Source organism: Corynebacterium sp. sy039, from assembly GCF_007904105.1.
Taxonomy (GTDB): Bacteria; Actinomycetota; Actinomycetes; order Mycobacteriales; family Mycobacteriaceae; genus Corynebacterium.
Map to the genome: position 1 here is coordinate 2,018,128 of NZ_CP042325.1, position 18,750 is coordinate 2,036,877.

Annotated in this window: 17 protein-coding genes; 13 read left to right on the forward strand and 4 right to left on the reverse strand. The window is 50.2% G+C overall.

The features are described from left to right. Window positions 1–231 precede the first annotated feature (231 nt). The 7 genes from FQV43_RS09080 to FQV43_RS09110 all read left to right on the forward strand — a co-directional run bounded on the left by FQV43_RS09080 (window position 232) and on the right by FQV43_RS09110 (window position 7,975). Window positions 232–1,305: an alpha/beta hydrolase family protein gene (locus tag FQV43_RS09080; protein ID WP_146340110.1), complete on the forward strand. Its 1,074-nt coding sequence runs from the start codon at window positions 232–234 to the stop codon at window positions 1,303–1,305. Window positions 1,306–1,374: 69 nt separating this feature from the next. Next, a complete protein-coding gene (locus FQV43_RS09085; RefSeq protein WP_146340112.1) occupies window positions 1,375–2,760 on the forward strand; it encodes a M1 family metallopeptidase in 1,386 nt (461 codons plus the stop codon). A gap of 2 nt (window positions 2,761–2,762) precedes the next feature. Beyond that, complete coding sequence (gene rfbB / locus FQV43_RS09090; RefSeq protein WP_146340114.1) at window positions 2,763–3,773, forward strand: dTDP-glucose 4,6-dehydratase; 1,011 nt, start codon at window positions 2,763–2,765, stop codon at window positions 3,771–3,773. A 42-nt stretch (window positions 3,774–3,815) separates the two neighbouring features. Continuing rightward, entirely contained in the window at window positions 3,816–5,261 is a 1,446-nt protein-coding gene (rfbD, locus tag FQV43_RS09095; protein ID WP_246847012.1) for a dTDP-4-dehydrorhamnose reductase, read from the forward strand. Then, window positions 5,262–6,122: a glucose-1-phosphate thymidylyltransferase RfbA gene (gene rfbA / locus FQV43_RS09100; RefSeq protein ID WP_146340116.1), complete on the forward strand. Its 861-nt coding sequence runs from the start codon at window positions 5,262–5,264 to the stop codon at window positions 6,120–6,122. A gap of 84 nt (window positions 6,123–6,206) precedes the next feature. Further along, entirely contained in the window at window positions 6,207–7,118 is a 912-nt protein-coding gene (locus FQV43_RS09105) for a thioredoxin domain-containing protein (protein ID WP_146340118.1), read from the forward strand. 20 nt (window positions 7,119–7,138) lie between these two features. Beyond that, entirely contained in the window at window positions 7,139–7,975 is an 837-nt protein-coding gene (locus FQV43_RS09110) for a cytochrome c biogenesis CcdA family protein (RefSeq protein WP_146340120.1), read from the forward strand. Window positions 7,976–8,140: 165 nt separating this feature from the next. On the opposite strand, the gene FQV43_RS10145 is transcribed toward FQV43_RS09110, so the two are convergent. From FQV43_RS10145 to FQV43_RS09125, 4 genes are all read right to left on the reverse strand, one after another. Further along, window positions 8,141–8,299, reverse strand: a complete 159-nt coding sequence (locus tag FQV43_RS10145) for a hypothetical protein (protein WP_168195085.1) — start codon at window positions 8,297–8,299, stop codon at window positions 8,141–8,143. A 274-nt stretch (window positions 8,300–8,573) separates the two neighbouring features. Beyond that, window positions 8,574–10,172, reverse strand: a complete 1,599-nt coding sequence (locus tag FQV43_RS09115; RefSeq protein WP_210415242.1) for a DHA2 family efflux MFS transporter permease subunit — start codon at window positions 10,170–10,172, stop codon at window positions 8,574–8,576. A gap of 156 nt (window positions 10,173–10,328) precedes the next feature. Further along, a complete protein-coding gene (locus FQV43_RS09120; protein ID WP_146340122.1) occupies window positions 10,329–10,967 on the reverse strand; it encodes a response regulator transcription factor in 639 nt (212 codons plus the stop codon). Next, on the reverse strand, window positions 10,964–12,001 hold the full coding sequence (locus FQV43_RS09125; RefSeq protein WP_146340124.1) for a sensor histidine kinase: 1,038 nt from the start codon (window positions 11,999–12,001) through the stop codon (window positions 10,964–10,966). Before FQV43_RS09125 ends, FQV43_RS09120 begins: the two co-directional genes overlap by 4 nt. A gap of 113 nt (window positions 12,002–12,114) precedes the next feature. Here FQV43_RS09125 and FQV43_RS09130 point away from each other — a divergent pair, with 113 nt between their 5' ends. From FQV43_RS09130 to FQV43_RS09155, 6 genes are all read left to right on the forward strand, one after another. Next, window positions 12,115–13,044, forward strand: coding sequence for an FtsX-like permease family protein (locus tag FQV43_RS09130; RefSeq protein ID WP_146340126.1), 930 nt, complete (start codon window positions 12,115–12,117; stop codon window positions 13,042–13,044). Next, complete coding sequence (locus FQV43_RS09135) at window positions 13,038–13,811, forward strand: ABC transporter ATP-binding protein (protein ID WP_146340128.1); 774 nt, start codon at window positions 13,038–13,040, stop codon at window positions 13,809–13,811. Before FQV43_RS09130 ends, FQV43_RS09135 begins: the two co-directional genes overlap by 7 nt. Before the next feature lie 229 nt (window positions 13,812–14,040). Then, entirely contained in the window at window positions 14,041–15,273 is a 1,233-nt protein-coding gene (locus FQV43_RS09140) for an MFS transporter (protein WP_146340524.1), read from the forward strand. A gap of 62 nt (window positions 15,274–15,335) precedes the next feature. Continuing rightward, window positions 15,336–16,343 (forward strand): IS1595 family transposase, encoded by a 1,008-nt coding sequence (locus FQV43_RS09145; RefSeq protein WP_146339836.1) that lies wholly within the window; start codon window positions 15,336–15,338, stop codon window positions 16,341–16,343. Between the two features lie 455 nt (window positions 16,344–16,798). Continuing rightward, a complete protein-coding gene (locus FQV43_RS09150; protein ID WP_146340130.1) occupies window positions 16,799–17,479 on the forward strand; it encodes an NAD(P)H-binding protein in 681 nt (226 codons plus the stop codon). A 157-nt stretch (window positions 17,480–17,636) separates the two neighbouring features. Further along, window positions 17,637–18,653, forward strand: coding sequence for an iron-siderophore ABC transporter substrate-binding protein (locus FQV43_RS09155; protein ID WP_146340132.1), 1,017 nt, complete (start codon window positions 17,637–17,639; stop codon window positions 18,651–18,653). The last annotated feature ends 97 nt before the right edge of the window (window positions 18,654–18,750 follow it).

Here is an 18,750-nt window from a genome sequence, read left to right on the forward strand (position 1 = left end):
GAATATCTGCAGAACATAAAGAAACATGAGACACACACGCAACATACGTATTGCATGTGCAGCAGATTTGCTTATAGTCAAGAGAAAATAATCATGCTAGATTTTTAACGTCACTTGCACACGTATGCTACCCATCCACTCACAGCAGTGGCGTAACGCATGGGCACTGTCAGCCGACTATGTCTATAGCGTCTATAGCAACCAGTAGAGATTCCTTGCGTTTCAGGAAAGATGAAAATCACAATGATACTCACCCGATTTTTCAGAAACACCTCGTATGCGCTCAGCGCTGCACTTGTAGCATTGATTCCCTCAACATTCTGTGCAGCACACACCCAAGAGCAAGAATCAACGCCAACCAACGCATTGGCAACAATTACGCAGGTCACAGTCTCTGAGCCGACTCCACAATGGCGCAATAAGCTAGATGGTGATCGGGTAGTAGAAATGGTGGCATCATCGCCGGCAATGAATGGTCGTCAGATACCACTCGTGGTTATTAAGGCAGCTCAACCTCATCGCCCCACTATTTATCTGCTCAATGGTGCTGATGGCGGCGAAGGCAATGCCAACTGGATTGCGCAGACAGATGTCATAGACTTCTATCGAGACAAAAACGTTAATGTAGTTATCCCCATGGCAGGAAAATACTCCTACTACACCGACTGGCTACAAGAAGTGCCTCAGCTAGGGGGCAAGCAGCGTTGGGAGACTTTTCTCACCAAGGAACTACCAGGTGCCATTGAAAAAGAATTATTAGCAAATGACAAACGTGCCGTCGTTGGTATGTCGATGTCTGCTTTGTCTTCCTTGCTATTGGCAGAGCATAATCCCGGTTTCTATGCCGCTAGTGCCGCCTTTTCTGGTTGTGCAGCAAGCGCTAGTCCTGTAGCACATCAACTCATTGGGATCACCCTCGACCAAGCACATGCCACTCCTGAGCAAATGTGGGGTGCGGCAAATAGTGAGATATGGAAGCACAATGATGCACTGATTAATGCGGAAAAATTACGAGGAACAGCACTATATGTTTCTAGTTCATCCGGTATCATCGGGCAGGCAGAGTTACCTGGTCCACAAGAGAATTTCCTCGAAGGTGCTCTAGAACGCACTCCCCTATGGATTGCTGGTGGTGGCATTGAAGCAGCAAGCAATGTATGCACGCACATTCTCAAAGCAAAACTTGATGAATTAGCCATCCCGGTCACTGCCAATTTCCGCCCTACTGGTATTCACTCTTGGAATTATTGGAGTGCTGACCTGCGCGATTCTTGGCCAGTGCTCAAGCAAGCCCTAGAGAATTAGTTTTTGTACTCGCTGTTGCTTGCCCCTGGCGTCGAAAAGCAAAAATAAGCTGGTAGTATTAGAAAACTGATGAAAAGTCTACGGCTACGCAAAACCCCTATCCCAGGAATTAAGGATGCCTACACCGGCATTGATTTTAATTTGGGTTATCATATTCGGCACTATCAGCTTGAGTTGGATTATCGTGTGGCGCCTAATTTCCTCAAGGCGCAGGCAGTATTGTCGCTGGATAATTACTTACCCTTAGCGTCACTGAGTCTTGACCTATCTCATGGGTTAAAAGTTACCGAAGTCAGTGCTCAGGGCACTGGCGGCACCAACATCACAGTAGCCAGGTTCCGGCATACTCAAGCTAAATTGCATATTCGATTTACTGAAGAAATACCAGTAGACCAGGAGTTTAAGCTCAAAATAAAATACCAAGGCAACCCTCGACCAGTGCGCAGTCCCTGGGGTTTGATTGGGTGGGAAGAACTCACCAATGGTTCCTTGGTCACCAGTCAGCCTTGTGGCGCACACAGTTGGTTCCCTTGCGACGATACGCCTGACGAAAAAGCCACCTATGACATCACAGTCACTGCTGACAGTCCATATACCGTGGTTGCTAATGGGCAACTTGTGCGTAAAACAGTCAAAGGTTCTCGTTCCACGTGGCATTATTCTTGCCCACAACCAATGGCCACTTATCTCGCGACTATCCAAATTGGCGACTACAAAAAGTATGCGCTCGGCGCCACCAAACATGGTGTCCCTGTCATTGCTTATGTTCCCGCACGCCTACACAAGGGTTTTGCTGCGGACTTTGCCGACCAAATCGCCATGTGCGAACTCTATACCGAGCTTTTTGGCTCTTATCCCTTTGATAGTTATAGCGTGGTCATCACCGAAGACGACCTAGAGATCCCACTTGAAGCTCAAGGTATCTCCATCTTTGGCGCCAACCACGCAAAAGGGGATAAGCAGTGGGAGCGTCTTATCGCGCATGAACTATCGCACCAGTGGTTTGGCAACTCGCTCGGGCTTGCTCAATGGGAAGATATTTGGCTCAACGAGGGTTTTGCCTGCTATTGCGAATGGCTGTGGTTTGAGCACTCCGCAGGAAAACCTGCTGCCCTATCCGCCCTCGAGCATTATGAGCAATTGGTTAAAAAACCACAGGATATTTTGTTAGCTAGTCCAGGCGCGCGCGATATGTTCGATGATCGTATTTATAAGCGTGGCGCTATCACTATTCATGCCTTGCGCATTCTGCTTGGCGACGATGCCTTTTTCGCCATGATTAAGCGCTATGTTCACGCTGGTCAGCATGGTGTGGTAGAGCCTATGGATCTTCTGCTTGAGTCACGCAAAGCCTGTCAAGAGTCGGGTGCTTCGGTAGAGGAGCTAGAAACTTTATGGCATAAGTGGGTCAAGGAAAAACCGTTGCCAGCTTTCCCTATTGCGGATGGACGATAATCATGTCGCTGAGAATACTTGTCACTGGTGGCGCTGGGTTTATTGGCTCAAATTATGTGCGACGCACCCTTGCCCAGCACCCGGATTATGATGTGGTGGTCGTCGATAAGCTCACGTATGCAGCTAATCCAGAGAATCTGGCGGGTCTAGGTATTGAGTTCGTCGAGGGCGATATTTGTGATGTGGATCTGATAGATCGCTTAGTTTCGCGCGTAGATGTGGTGGTGCATTTTGCGGCAGAATCGCATAATGACAACTCGTTGGCCAATCCTCTTCCTTTTGTGCACAGCAATATCATGGGCACATATACGCTGCTTGAGGCAGTGCGTAAGTATGATAAGCGCTTTCATCATATTTCCACTGATGAAGTATTTGGTGATTTAGCTCTCGACGATCCGGCTAGGTTTCATGAGCGCACCCCATACCGACCTTCTTCACCTTACTCAGCAACTAAAGCCGGTAGTGACCATTTGGTGCGAGCATGGGTGCGTTCTTTTGGAGTTGCTGCCACAATTTCGCTGTGCTCCAATAATTATGGCCCCTACCAGCATATTGAGAAGTTTATTCCTCGCCAAATCACTAATATCCTCGCCGGGTTCAGACCCAAGCTCTATGGCACGGGTGAGCAAGTGCGCGACTGGATTCATGTGGATGATCATAATGACGCGGTTAATCTCATTATCCAACGCGGACAGCTTGGGCAGAGTTATGTGATTGGTGCTGATAATGATCACATCAATAATAAGCAGGTCATTGCACTGATTTGCGAGTTGATGGGCAAAGACCCAGATTATGTTGAACATGTTGCTGATCGCCCAGGCCACGACCAACGTTATGCAATGGATTCGACGAAAATACGCCAGGAATTAGGGTGGCAGCCACGCTTTACCGATGTAGAACATGGAATGCGCCTGGGCTTGGCAGATACTATCGCATGGTACCGGGAGCACGAGTCATGGTGGCGAGCACATAAGGAAAAAGTAGAGCAGCGTTATAGCGCGCAAGGACACTAGGATCACTAGGAGCAAGAAATGACCATCTCAGGGGATACACCTATGGTGTTTTCTGCACCTTTGGGCGCGCACTATGTGTCCGAGATCGACGGCTTAATGATTTTCCAGCTCAGTGTGCATGGGGATCACCGAGGCTGGTTTAAGGAAAATTGGCAACGCGAAAAGCAACTCAAACTGGGATTACCCGATTTTTCTCCGGTGCAAAATAACATCTCCTATAACGCCCAGGCAGGAGTAACCCGTGGGTTGCACGCCGAGCCGTGGGATAAATACATTTCCGTTGCTTCGGGGAAAGTCTTTGGTGTGTGGTGCGATTTACGCCCCCACTCGCCTACGTATAAACAAGTCTATAGCACCATCATCACCCCAGATAAGAGCGTTTTTGTACCGCGTGGGGTCGCCAATGGATTCCAGGCTCTAGAACCTACTACGTACACATACTTGGTTAATGAGCATTGGTCCCCCGAGGCCTCTTATGCCTTTGTCAATATCGCTGACCCCGCTTTGGGCATCGACTTTCCCATCCCTCTTGAGCAGGCAGAACTTTCCGAAAAAGATCGTCATCATCCTTTGCTTGCCGACGCCCAACCAGTGCCAGAACAAAAGATCCTGGTATTAGGGGCAGGTGGACAACTTGGTAGCGCGCTCAAGGACGTACTGCCGCAGGCGGAATATCTCAACCGAGAAGAATTGGACATCAGCCATGCAGCAGAGGTGGATTGGCCTTGGAGTCAGTACCACACCATTATCAATGCAGCTGCTTATACCAATGTCGATGCGGCACAGCAGGAAGTGGCACAGGCGTGGCAGAGCAATGCCCATGCCGTTGCGACACTCAGCGAAATTGCGCGGCACTATCGCATTACCTTGGTGCATATCTCTAGCGATTATGTCTTTGACGGTAGCGTCGAAAGCCATGATGAGGAAGAACTGCCCAGCCCGCTCAATGTATATGGTCAGTCCAAGGCGGCAGGCGATTTAGCTGCGAGTTTATGCCCGAAGCATTATATTGTGCGCACGAGTTGGGTGGTGGGTAATGCGAAAAACTTTGTGAGCACGATGGCAGAGTTGGCGCTGGCTGGAAAAACAGTGCACGTGGTCGATGATCAGTATGGTCGTCCGACTTTTACCCACGATTTAGCTGCGGGGATTGCACACCTATTGCGCTCAAAGGCACCTTATGGAGTGTATAACCTGAGCAACTCTGGCGAGATCACCACATGGTATGAGTTAGCGCAGCGTACCTTTGCTGCGGTGAGTCAGAAAACTGGGGGCTGCGATGGAACTGTGCAGCCAATTAGCACTGCTCGGTATTGCGTCGATAAGCCTGGTTATGCACCACGACCGAGCCATTCCGCCTTGGATCTGCGTAAGATCCGCGGCACGGGTTTTACGCCTCGCTCTTGGCAAGAGGGATTAGAGGACTATCTTGAGCAGTATATGCAACAAGCACAAGCATTAGCTCGTGTGGCTAAGGAGGAACACTAAGTGAAAGGCATTATTCTTGCTGGTGGATCTGGTACCCGGCTGCACCCAATTACTCAAGGCATCTCAAAGCAACTCATGCCGATTTATGACAAGCCCATGATCTACTATCCGCTCACCACGCTTATTCAGGCTGGTATCCGCGATATTCTCATTATCACTACCCCGCAGGATCAACAGCATTTTATTCGTTTGCTTGGCGACGGCTCCGCATGGGGATTGTCGCTCAGCTATGCTATTCAGCCTCAGCCTGACGGTTTGGCGCAGGCATTTTTGATTGGTGAGCATTTCATTGGCGACGAGAGCGTGGCGTTGGTGCTGGGCGATAATATCTTCTACGGCTCGCAATTTTCTGCCACTCTCGCAGGGTGCCATGAGCCAGAAGGCGGCATTGTCTTTGCCTATGAGGTTGCAGATCCGCAGCGTTATGGTGTGGTGGAGTTTGACGATCGCGGTAGAGCATTATCTATTGAAGAAAAGCCCTCAATGCCAAAGTCGCACTATGCAGTGGTAGGGCTATATTTTTATGACAATACTGTGGTTGATATTGCACGTGATATTCGCCCGTCGCCGCGTGGTGAACTAGAGATCACCCATGTTAATGACGTGTATTTGCAGCGTAAGCAGCTAGAGGTAAAGCGATTGCACCGTGGTGATGTGTGGCTAGACACGGGAACTTTCGATTCTATGAGTGAAGCATCGAGCTACGTGGAGGTCATCCAAAAACGTACTGGAATTGTTATCGGATCACCTGAAGTTGCTGCTTATGAGGCGGGTTTTATTGATGCCGAGCAAGTCAATCGCCTAGCACAACCTTTGTTGAAGTCTGGTTATGGGCAGTACCTACTCGCGGCGCTGTCATGATTTCCGTTAGTATCTATTGCGTAGGAAAAAATAAGAAATAGCTGAGAAATATACTCAGGGATATTTTTAAGGAAAAAGCACTTTATGGCTCAGGAAAAAGCACAACAGAAACCGCACCTTACCCCAGCACTATGGGCACTGATTATCTCGCTGATTGTCTTGGCTGGCACTGCAGGTTTCTTGGGAGGGCGTGCGAGTGTCACCACAGCTGACACACAAGCTGCTCAGAACTTGGCTCAAACCGACAAGAAATCCACCGGCAAAACCGCTGGGAAGAAACCTAAAGCCGGTACTCAAAAGCAAAGCACCAACCCGAAAGACCTAGACCCATTCATCTATGGTCCTGGTGGGGAACCAAGCCCAGAAAATGTTACCGCTGTCCACCGACGCAACCCAGAGGATCCTTTTGCAATCGGTCCTGTGGATGCTCCCGTAGTTATTTCTGAGTTCTCTGACTTTGAGTGCCCATTCTGCTCTACCTTTGCCAACCAAGTGCTGCCAGAAATCATTGACACATATGTCGATGCTGGGCTAGTACGCATTGAGTGGAATGACACTCCGGTCAATGGTCCTAATGCCATTGCTGCTGCTAAAGCAGGGCGTGCCGCAGCTGCTCAAGGCAAGTTCAATGAGTTCGCCAAGGCGTACTATACTGCATCAAAGAATATCAATGGGCACCCTAATTTCACCCAAGCTGACTTCGAGCGTTTTGCACAAACCGCCAAGGTAGCCGACATGGATAAGTTCCGCACCCAAGCCACTGACAGCACTTTCGACGAAGTGGTCGAAGAAGCAAAGAATTACGCTACTGCCATCGGAGTCAGCGGCACTCCTTCCTTCTTGATTGGCGAACAATACCTCAGCGGTGCACAAAAAGCAGAAACATTCATGGAGATTATTGAGCAGCAACTTGAGCAGGCTGCAGATAAGCAAACCACAGGCAAGAGCGCTGAGAAGAGCACCGACAAAAGCACCGAGAAAAAGAAAAACAAGTAAGAATAGGTGAAGAGTTAGCTGTGACTGATATTGGAATGTTCAGTGCTTTTCTTGGCGGTGTACTAACCCTCATCAGCCCCTGCTCAGCACTGCTCCTACCAGGATTTTTCGCCTACGCGTTCCAAGGATTAACCGGACTACTCGCCAGAACCTGTGTGTTCTTCCTTGGACTATGCACAGTGCTGATTCCTATCGGCATTGGTGCAGGAACATTCGGCGCTTTCTTTGCCCAACACAAAACCCAGCTCATCAGTATCGGCGGTGTGGTAATGATCGTGCTAGGACTTATCACATTCTTTGGCGGTGGTTTTACGCTCCCCGGTCTATCCAGCCTGGCACAAAAAACCCAGCAACGCGGTACCAGCTGGATCACCACTTTTCTGCTCGGCATGGTCTATGGGTTCTCTGGTTTTTGCGCAGGACCATTACTTGGTGCAGTGCTCACCACCGCTGTTATAGGCGGCAATAGTCTCTATGGCGCACTCGTTCTCGTGTGCTATGCCTTGGGAATGTGCGCGCCACTGTTTGTACTTTCCTGGATCTGGCAGCGGTTCGACGTCGGCTCCTTGGCATGGTTACGTGGCAAAACCATTACTGTGGGTAAAATGCAGCTCAACTCCATCAGCATGATCTCAGGCGCTATGTTCATTGTGGTTGGTTGCTTGTTCTTTTTCACTCATGCAACCGCTACGCTACCGAGCATAATCAGCACCGACACCCAATTTGAGATTCAACAGTGGGTTGCCGAGATCGGTGAAAAGATAAACAACCTCACGGTGGTGTTCGGAATAGCGCTCTTGGCTGTGATTATTTTTGGAATTCGTGTGTTCAAGGAAAGCAAACAGTCTGAGAAATAAAACTTAACCACCAGCACAATAACAAACGTTTAATCGGTGGTACAGACTTACAGACAAATATCTAGCAAAATCTTGCCAAAACCATTGCGCAGCAGTATTGAGTTGTTTATTATTGAAGTTGAACCCTAGGGAATCGCCGTTCCCTAGAGTTAGTGAGTTGCCTCTCTAGTTAAAAAGTTCCTGCAAGAACTTAACTAGAGCAGTAACAAACTTCAGGACTCCAGTCGCTAGTTCTATTTTTTCTACTTTGCTAGCGGTGGAGTCTTTTCTGTTGTCACTGGTAACAGGCTTCTCACCATGTGGTTCCTCACCTTTAGTAGCCATGATGGCTCCTCTCGGCTTGTGCTTTCCCCTGGCGAACAGGGGCGGGTGATTCAACCCAAGCGAGGAGCTGCGAACCCGCCCGCCAGAGAAGGAATTAAAGATAATTCACCGCTAGTTAGTTTAGCAAAAATAATTATGTAGACAATAGTGATTGTTGCCCCCAAAAGCACAAGAGATCAACCAAAAACGTATAACATCCCCCGTAGCTGCGCTATCAGCTTTCTATAGCATGAGTAAAGGGGTGGTGATTTAACACCACCCCTTTTAGCGTCTCCTAATGCATAGCCGACGCCTGCTGGTTTCCAGTGGAAGGAACTTCGATTTTCAGAGCAATAATTGCTAGTGCCAAGATGAGGGTCACAGCAGAACCAAACCAGAATGCGACCTCAATACCGTGCCCCACAATATCCGCGGTGATCTTTGCCATCTGCTCCGCAGCAGGACCAGCTGCCGCACCAGCATCATCAGCCGGCGCACCATGCCCACCGCCAGAAGGAGCAGCCACATCGCCAAGCCCCAAAGACTTAGCATGCTGAGAGGAACCGTAAGTCATCACAGCAACAAAAATTGCAGTACCAATAGCGCCAGCAACCTGCTGGAATGTGTTAAGAATAGCCTGACCGTGTGAGGCCAACCGATCCGGAACAGCAGCCAAAGCATTAGACATCAACGGCGTGAGCATAAAACCAACACTCATATTCAGCAAAATAGCCAAAATAATTAAATGAACCAGAGCACCCTTATCCCCCAAGCCCTCAAACCAGCTCTGCGTACGCGACACATTCGCAAAACCCAACATAGACAAAAACAACACAATCGCACCAGGAATAATCAACGGACGCGCACCACGCTGATCATACAAACGCCCCACCACAGGCCCCATCACAGCCATAATCAAACCACCAGGTAAGCTCACCAAACCAGTAGCCTTCTGAGACATCCCCAACACATTCTGCGCATACAACGGCATCAAAATAATAAAACCGAAAAGCATCGAAAAAGCCACAAGCATGAACACCATAGACAGCACATACTCACGGGATGACAGCGGAGCAAGGTTCAACAACGGCTCCTTACCCGTTGATTGTTCATTGTGAGCCATGACCAGTTGGCGTCGGAAAAAGACAAAAAGAACAGCCAAACCAATAACCATGAACGCAACACGATCCCACGGAACACCATGAGGCAACTCAGACATACCCGCAATTCCATACAACGTTACGGAAAAGCCCACAGCGGACAACATCACGGACACAACATCCAGATACGGGCGAGTTGGCTCCTCAAAATTACGCACCTGCACAGCACCAACAACAAGAGCAACCAGCACCAGCGGGATCACCAAACCGAAAATCCAACGCCAACCCAAAGACTCCAAAACAATGCCAGAAAAAGTAGGGCCAAGCGCCGGTGCCGCAGCAATAACCACAGTCACCAAACCGAAAACAGAACCACGGCGTTCAACAGGAACCAGGCGCATGATGGTAGTCATCAGCAAAGGCATCACCAACGCAGTACCTGTCGCCTGAACCACACGCGCCACCAGCAACACAGCGAAATTAGGAGCAACCACCGCAATCGCCGTACCGATAAGAAAAGAAACCAATGCAGCGATATAAATGCTGCGCAGGGTAAAACGCTGCATGATGAAACCCGTCATGGGGATCACCACGGCCATCGTCAACATGAAAGCAGTGGTCAGCCACTGGGCCACAGACGCAGTGACATTAAACTCTTCCATCAAAACAGGCAACGCAACAGACAAAGTGGTTTCATTAAGAATCACCACAAAAGCCGCGGATACTAAAATGCCGATGAGTAAACCAACATTGACCTCTTTATTTCCAGAGTCTTGTTGCTGAGATTCAGACATGATTTTCCTAGTGCTTTCTATACGGTAAGTTTTCTGCACAATCACACAAACGGAAAAGTTCCCCTTTTCACAAAGTGTGATAATACGGAGAGACTCTCCTTTTTGCAAAAGATAGGAATAACCAGCTAAATCAGTCTCTTTGCCACACCAGCACCCCTAGATAATTCCACGTTCCCGCGCCACGGCAACGGCAGCTGTTCTGTTATTGACCCCTAACTTGTCAAAAACGTGCCCCATGTGGGTCTTGATGGTGGCTTCGGTCAGTACCAATTCACGTGCAATGGCTTTGTTGGATTTCCCCTCACTAGCAAGCCGTAGCACGTCTAGTTCACGGGCGGTGAGTTTTTCATAGGGGTTGGCAAGCCTTCCGATGACTTTGCCCATCACGGCAGAACTCATCACAGTTTCTCCACGTGCTGCGCGTTGGATACCGTCTACTAATTGTTCGGGTCCGCAGTCTTTGAGCAGGTACCCTACCGCTCCAGCACTCATAGCACCCAGTACGTCGGAGTCTGTGCTGTAGTTGGTTACCACCAGTACTTGTGGTGGTGTGGGCAGGGCGCGTAGTTGGCGGGTTGCCCACACACCGTCGCCTTCGCTGTCTCTGGGGGTTTCACCGAAGCGAAGATCCATGAGCACCACGTCTACTGGGTGTGTACTGCAATATTCTACGGCGGCGCGGGCACTTCCCACGCTGGCGTGTACTTCTATGCCTGCGTGCGGGTGTGTGCTCAGCATAGCTTCGAGCCCTGCTCGGACCATGGGGTGATCATCGACGATGAGAATACTGGTCATGTTGGTATCTCCACTGATATGCCGCAGCCGTGCCCTGGTTCTGATTCTATGGTCATTGTTCCTCCCAATGCGCGTGTTTTGCGTTGGATGGCTGCTAGTCCAACAGGCGAGAACTGGGTTGACACCACATCCATGCCACGCCCATTATCAACGACGTCCACCGTGAGCGTTTCTGGCTGGTAGGTCAGGGTCACGCGTGCCGCGGTAGCATGAGAATGTTTGACCACATTAGACACTAAGGACTGGGTGATTCTTAAGATTTCCTGTTGTGTTTTTTGCGGTATGGTGCGGATTGTTCCATCGACGCCGAATTGGAGCTTTTCTCCCATAGGGGTCGTGTCCACTATTTGTTGTAGTGCGAAGGGTAAATCTCCACGTTCAAGAGATGGAGATTGCAGGGCTGCGATGATGCGGCGTGTTTCTTCTAAGTTGTTCTCTGCGGTGTTTCTGGCCAGGCGTAGATCCTGCAGTATCTGTGGGTCTGTGAGTGTTTCCTCAGCTAAACGACGCTCCGCAGAGAACAATAGCATCTGGATAGACACGAGTCCTTGTGCCACAGTGTCATGTATTTCCCCTGCTAGGCGCATACGTTCAGCGGCGGCTGTTTCCCGGCGCAACATTCGGAATCCAATGCCTAGGCCAATGGCTACTACTGCCCCCATGATCGGGCCAATCACTCCACCGACTGTCCAGCCTTTGGAATACGCCAGTGCTCCAATGGCGATGATGGTTACCGCACTGACCGCAGGGATTGCGGCGCGCATGGGGAGGAAACGGATCAGCAAGAAGAATAGTGCGAAAGCAATAAATGCTGCGGTGGGTGCGCTCGCAAGGAGTACCGCCCAAGCTCCCACCACCAGCAGGAGCCATAACCCACGTGGACGCAGCCACATTCCCACAATGTAGATGAAGCAGAAAGCTGCTAGAGCCCAGCTCATACCATCTTTCACCAGGGTCACTAACGCCAGTAGTGCTACGAGGAAATGGAGCCCATGCCCTAGGAATACCCATGCTCGATCCAGTTTGTTCACCATGATGTGTCCAGCCTATCTCAGGCATATGGTGGCTACCTCACCCAAAAGTATGAAAAGAAGAACACCCTTAGACCCGATGTGTGTATGTGCTGTGCGCACAAGAATGGGACAGCATGAAAGGTTTTCTATTCCAGGGGCTCGCTGAATTGCGCACGGCAAAGGCGAGAACAGCTCTGATTATTACAACCGTGCTCATGATTACTCTCATGGTGACTTTTTTGAGCAGCCTCGCGGCGGGCTTGAAGCACCAGTCTGTGTCTGCTCTTGAGGAGGAGCTATCCGGCGGCAAGGGGCTGGTGATTCGTGGCACAAGCTTGTCCAGTAGCCAGCTCAGTCAGGAGGATAAAAGCAACATTCTGGGCTCGGGTGGTCGCGTGCTATATCTGGCGCGCACTCCGGAGGGGATATATCTGTCCGACGCACACACCAGCGCAAACGCAAGCACAGATGCGATCACGAACCTGGGCGGCGCTGACGGTAGAAACGCAAGCAATGCGGATAACACCGCACGCAGCACGGATCTGTTCCTGGATCATCAACCGGTCATCTGGGCGTCGGAGGAAGAGGTTGCGGCTATGCCGGGTGCGTCCAGCGTGGGAATTGTGGATAGCTCCTACCCTGGCGCGCTCAGCGGTAAAGATGCTCTCAACACTTCGGGTTCCTATAAGGGCGAGCAGCAATCCCTTGGGTTGATGATTAACCTGCTGTATCTCATATCTGCACTGGTATTGGGTGCTTTCTTTGCTGTGTGGACGGTTCAGCGTTTACGCTCCGTTGCCATCACTGCGGCCCTTGGCGCATCTCGCACAATCATTATGTTCGACGCCCTCGGTCAAGCACTCATCGTCCTCGCGGTGGGGATCAGCATGGGGGCACTGATCACGCTGGGGGTTGGTTCCCTCATCGCCGCAATCCCCATTGTGCTCAGCACACGCACCATCGTCCTACCTGCATTGATACTACTTGCGGCGGGCGTGGTTGGTGCTGCGTTGTCCATCAAGCCTGTTCTTTCTATCAATCCACGGAGCGCACTATCATGCTAGATCTACACAACATCACCCTCGATATTCAGGATGGTTCCACCACCCGTCGCCTGCTAGATAATGTCAGTTTACGCATTGAGGACGGGGAGGTTGTTGGATTGACCGGCCCATCTGGTTCTGGAAAGTCCACCCTGTTGGCGGTAGCCGCTGGTTTGCAACACCCAACCGGTGGGCGTGCAGTGCTCAATGGTTCGCTTGAATTAGCAACACCGCACGCACGCAGCCGGGTTGGTCGCAATGTTAAGGCTGGCTACAGTAGCCGATCTAGCCGCAATTCTCGGGCTAATCACGCTAGTCGGTCTGGTGCCGCTCTTCGACGCCGCACCATCGGCATTGTATTCCAACAACCCAATCTCCTGCCGGCGCTGACCGCCAAAGAACAATTGCTGGTTATGCACCGATTAGAACACCCCTTCGGGCTTAGTCGGCGGCGGTGGCGTGACAGCTCACGTCGGGCGTCGGAATTATTAGCCAACGTTGGGCTGGCGGATAAAGAAAACGCGCGCGTTAGTGAACTATCCGGTGGGCAGCAAGCACGGGTGAACCTTGCGCGGGCGCTGATGAATGACCCTCAGCTCCTGCTGATTGATGAGCCAACCGCAGCCCTGGATACCCAAGCGGCCACGGCGGTAACGGATCTAATTATGGACATCGCCCACCAGCGGCGTATCCCCGTGCTGTATGTGTCCCATGACCAGGCTCAACTAGAGCGGGTTGATCGTGTAGAGACAATGGTGGACGGGCGAATGCTGCTGCCGGTGGGGTGATTCTGGTTGAACGTCGAAAAGCGTGCAGAGCAAAGAGCAGCTTGTTATTGTAGAACAATACCGACACAACTTTGAGGGAAAATGTTTACTTTATTGCACCAGTAATTTCTCCACCACAGGTCATGCGGGGTTTTCCAGCTATGGGCAAGCGCAACGCTCCTGCCCTGACTTGTTACGCCTGCATGATATGTGTTCTCGCAAAATATCCCTCATTGCTTTTGGAGAAATCATGCAAAAAGAAACACAAGCTACACAAAGTTTTTGGGCTACCGTTCGCCAAGAACACCCAGACTATATGCGCTGGTTCATCTCAGACACCATCAGTGCACTCGGCACAGCCCTTTGCTCTATCCCGCTGTCCCTAGCCAGCCTGCACATCACGCACGACCTCACCCGAGCAGGACTCGTCGCTGCCGCCACCTCCCTAGGCTCCATGCTCATGGTCATTCCATCAGGAATGATCATCGACCACTTCGACAAGAAGAAACTACTCCGTTGCTACGGAATCACACAGTTGAGCCTATGGTCACTATTCACACTCCTGCTCGCCACCCACGCGTTCACCACCCCAACACTGATCCTCTTTGCCTTCTGCACCGGTATCACCAACGGCATCTTTGGAGGCTTAAACAACGCCATCCTGCGATTCATCATCACAGAAAACCTGTTTGTCCAAGCCCAAGGCAGAAACCAAACCCGCGACAGCACCATCTGGTTATGCGGCCTCCCACTCGGCGGACTGCTCTACAACATCTGCGCACCACTGCCCTTCCTCTGCCAAGCACTATCAGGACTCGCACCGCTATGGGCGGGCGCACGAATCACCACTTCTCTCGCCCCAACCCAACCCACTGACACCACACGCACAACATTGTGGGCCGATGTCAGATATTCACTGTCATGGATTTGGCGCTGGCGCATCATACGCACTAACTTCTGCGTCTCATTATTTTCTAATCTGGCGAACTTCTATCTCTTAGCAGCCATCGGACTCTGGTTAGCCTACCTCAACACCCCAGGATGGCTCATCGGTGTCACAACAGCCATGTTTACCATTGGGTTCATCGTCGGCGGTATCGTACAAGAAAAGCTCATCCGAATACTCCCAGGACGCAGCATTATTGCAGCTACATCACTATGGGAACTACTCTGGTATCTGTTCCTCGTGTGCTTTTCTACACACTGGGTTATTATCGCTATCACCGCTTTCTTTATCGTCATCCCCACAGTGGCACGTAATTCTTATAGCGGCAGCTACCTCATGCTCGCGTGCCCACCAGATAACATTGGAAAATGCTCCGCAGGCGCACGATTTATCATGGGAATCATGCCCATTCTCGCATCAGCAGGAGCCGGCATAATACTCTCGACGATTGGTTTTAGGCACAGTATGCTCCTATGCGCCGGGTGCGCCTTAATATCCTGGGTGCTTGCACTATCTGCTGTGTTCTACCAAAATTGACATCGAACATAACAACGAACACCCCGTTCTTCATGTCGGGGGAGGTTTTTACAATTTAAGACATGACAACCACAGACATCATTAACCAAGTCAAAGAGATAATTTCCACAGTCACACCAGAAGAACGACAACACTTGATTGAACAGCTGGAGCAGTTGTTTCACGAGCCAGAGTATGGTGAGATTCTGTCACAATGTCCACGCTGCGAGTGTGATTCCGTTGTGCGCAAAGGCACATCAAAGGGCGGGCAACGCTATTTGTGTAAAGGGTGCCAGCGCACCTTTGGACACTCCACAAACAAAGTTCTCAAAACCTCCAAACTGTCTTTAGAGACATGGAGGAAGTTCGCTGAATGTTTTATCGACGGTGTAAGTGTTCGTCGTAGTGCCGAACGCTGCGGGGTTGCTGTTGCCACTGCTTTCTTTATGCGGCACCGTGTTCTTGAGCTGGTTGAGAAAAATGCTAAAAAAGTTACGGTGAACAGGGGAAACTTAGCTTATATCGATGAAACGTTTTTCCCTATTAACTATAAGGGGGCAGCTGTGCCTGATGGTGTTAAAGCTAAAAAGCGCGGCGGGTTAAGGAAGGGGAAAAGTCAGTCAAGGTTGTTGGTTTGTGTGGTTATGGGCGTGACATCTACGGGAAGTATTTTCCATCAAATTGCTGGATACAGTAGTATTTCTAAAAATACCGCCCGCCTAGCCCTTGGTGACATTGTTACGTCTGGTTGCACTGTTATCACGGACAAAGGTTCAGGCTATGTTTCAGCGCTAGAAGAACTTGGTGCTACCCACAGGGCTTATCATTCTAAAGATGACCGCGGCAAACTTGCGCCAATCAACGCACTGCACTCTAAAACCAAACGGTTTATGAGGCGTTTTAGCAGTGTCGCCTCCAAGAACCTACACCGCTATCTATCATGGATGGAATGGATCGACAACAACACAGAACGTGAAACGCTGGATATTCTACGCCAATCCACATACACAGTTCATCGTTGCTCTATGAATAGTGAGCATATCCCACCAATGGATGATCTAACACGACGAACCATTACAGGCATGATGTAGCACGTAAAACGCCATAAACAAAGCTGGTTAATGTGCAGGAATCCTTGCTGGGATAAATGGTTGTGATACGTGGTAACTACACAACGTTATAGAAGCAATCATAGGTATGCGAAAAAAGGGAATGCCTAAAGCATTGAGTATCAATACAGTGCCTGCGCCAACCCACCGTTGGGGTTTAATGCCCTCCTTTTAGCACCAATCATATTATTAGGTTTCGGCAACTCTTGGGCAGTTGCGGTAATTGTTTCTCGTTCAATCACTGTTCGTGCAGGTGAGGGGGTTTATTGTTAGTCTATGTCAATTTTGGTAGAACACAGCATGCACTATCCCCCACACTTAAGACCATGCCGAAAGCAGACGATTTCGACAGCATCACCCCTTACCAGTGATTACTGCGGTCTAGGTTAGGCGTCGGCAAGCGTGCGTGTGTGCAGACTTAAGCGTAGGATCGGGGCATGAATCACAACAAAAAAGTTCTCTACATCGGTGGTCACGGAAAAATCGGATTACTCGCCACGAAAAAGATGGCTGACACAGGTATCAATGTGCACTCACTTATCCGCAATCCAGACTATGTAGGGGATACCGAGGCGCTCGGCGCACACGCTGTACTCGCCGACATCACCGCACTCACCACAGAAGAATGGGCAGACCTACTCACCCAATACGACGATGTCGTGTGGGGCGCAGGCAATGGTGGACGCAGTGGCGTCGATGCAACATGGGCAGTGGATCGCGATGGGGCAATGAACACAATAGACGCGCTGGAAAAACTCTCTGCTGAGGGGCGCCCCGTGCCTCGGTACATCATGATCTCTTACCTCGGTTCCATGACGAACACCGCCGAAGAATCAACCGGCTCCTGGTATGCCTACGTAGAATCCAAAAAGGCAGTGGACCAGCGCCTCACGAACACATCATTGCCGCATATCATCCTTGGCCCCTCAACTCTCAGCGACGCCCCCGCAACCGGCATCACTATCTATGACGCGGATACTGCGGCACTACCTGATTCTCCCCTCACTTCTCGTGAACTCGTTGCTGATGTGGTGTGTGAAATCATCACCCGCAAAGATTTTCCGCAGAATAATCCCCTTGAATTCTTCGACGGGGAGCTCCCCGTCGCAAAGATTTAGGGATTAGCCAGGCATCATCCCAGCTTCCCGCTAAAAGACTTCCGACCCTAATGCGCTCAGTGGAGTAGTGTGAACTCCACTGGGCAGCACAAAAGCACTTTTGCGTCTATGAACATACCTCACGTGGGTAATTGCTTATTATATTGATTGGAGAAAAATGAAAATTAAGAAAGCTCTAACCAGTACAGCTGTTGTTTTGGCACTGTGTGTAACCGTCGTTGGATGTTCTACGGATAAAGAGGAAACTAACTCTAGTAATGCCCAATCCAACCTGTCGGAACAGGGAGCTTTTCCCGTCACTATTGAGCATCGCTACGGTTCCACGGAAATTAAGGAAGCTCCACAGCGAGTGGTCTCATTGGGCTATACCGACCAGGACGCACTCCTGGCGTTGGGTGTCACCCCTGTATCTGTGAAGTACTGGGATGGAATGACACCGGATGGTCAGGCTGCTGGAAACTGGTCGAAAGATAAGCTTAAAGGTGAGCAGCCCCGGATCGATAAGGATACTGAGATCAATGTTGAAGCTATTGCCAAAGACAATCCAGACCTTATTGTGGCAGTATATTCCGATCTCGACAAAGACACATATAAGAAATTGTCAGAGATTGCTCCTGTCGTGGTGCAGAAAGGCGAGTATGAGGAATTACAGCAGCCCTGGGATGTTAGCACAGAGGAAATTGGGTATGCAGTGGGTAAGCCTGAGGAGGCTAAGCGCCTAGTCCAACGGGTCAAAGAAAAATTTACTGAGCTTAGGCAGCGTCACCCCGAGTGGGCTGAAAAGGAATTGGGCGTGGCTACTATTGATGACGATAATTTAGCTGTCTTCTCAGAGGGAGATCCTCGAAGCCGTTTCTTCACTGATCTGGGTTTCAAGATCAATCCTGCTTATGCAGCGATCACTAAGGGCAAGTTCTATGGTGAAGTGTCCAGGGAGAACGTTGACCAGGTTAATTCTGATGTGTTGATCTGGGATCAGCTTTCCTATTCTCCGAAGCAGAGTAAGGAATCTGTGACCAAGGATCCGATTGTGAGCAAGCTTCCAGCTGTCGAGCAGGGGCATAGTGTTTACTTGGAAGGGGACTTGGAGAAAGCCTTTGGATGGCAAACCGTTCTGAGCTTAGATTATCTGCTGGATAAGATCGAACAACCTTTGACTAACGCTGCGAAGTAAGGTGTTACGTTGTGTCTGCAAACCTCACTAATCTAAGAATCAGTGACATATGAAGCACTATCTAGACCAATTAGCTAACCCAGAACGCCCGCACTCT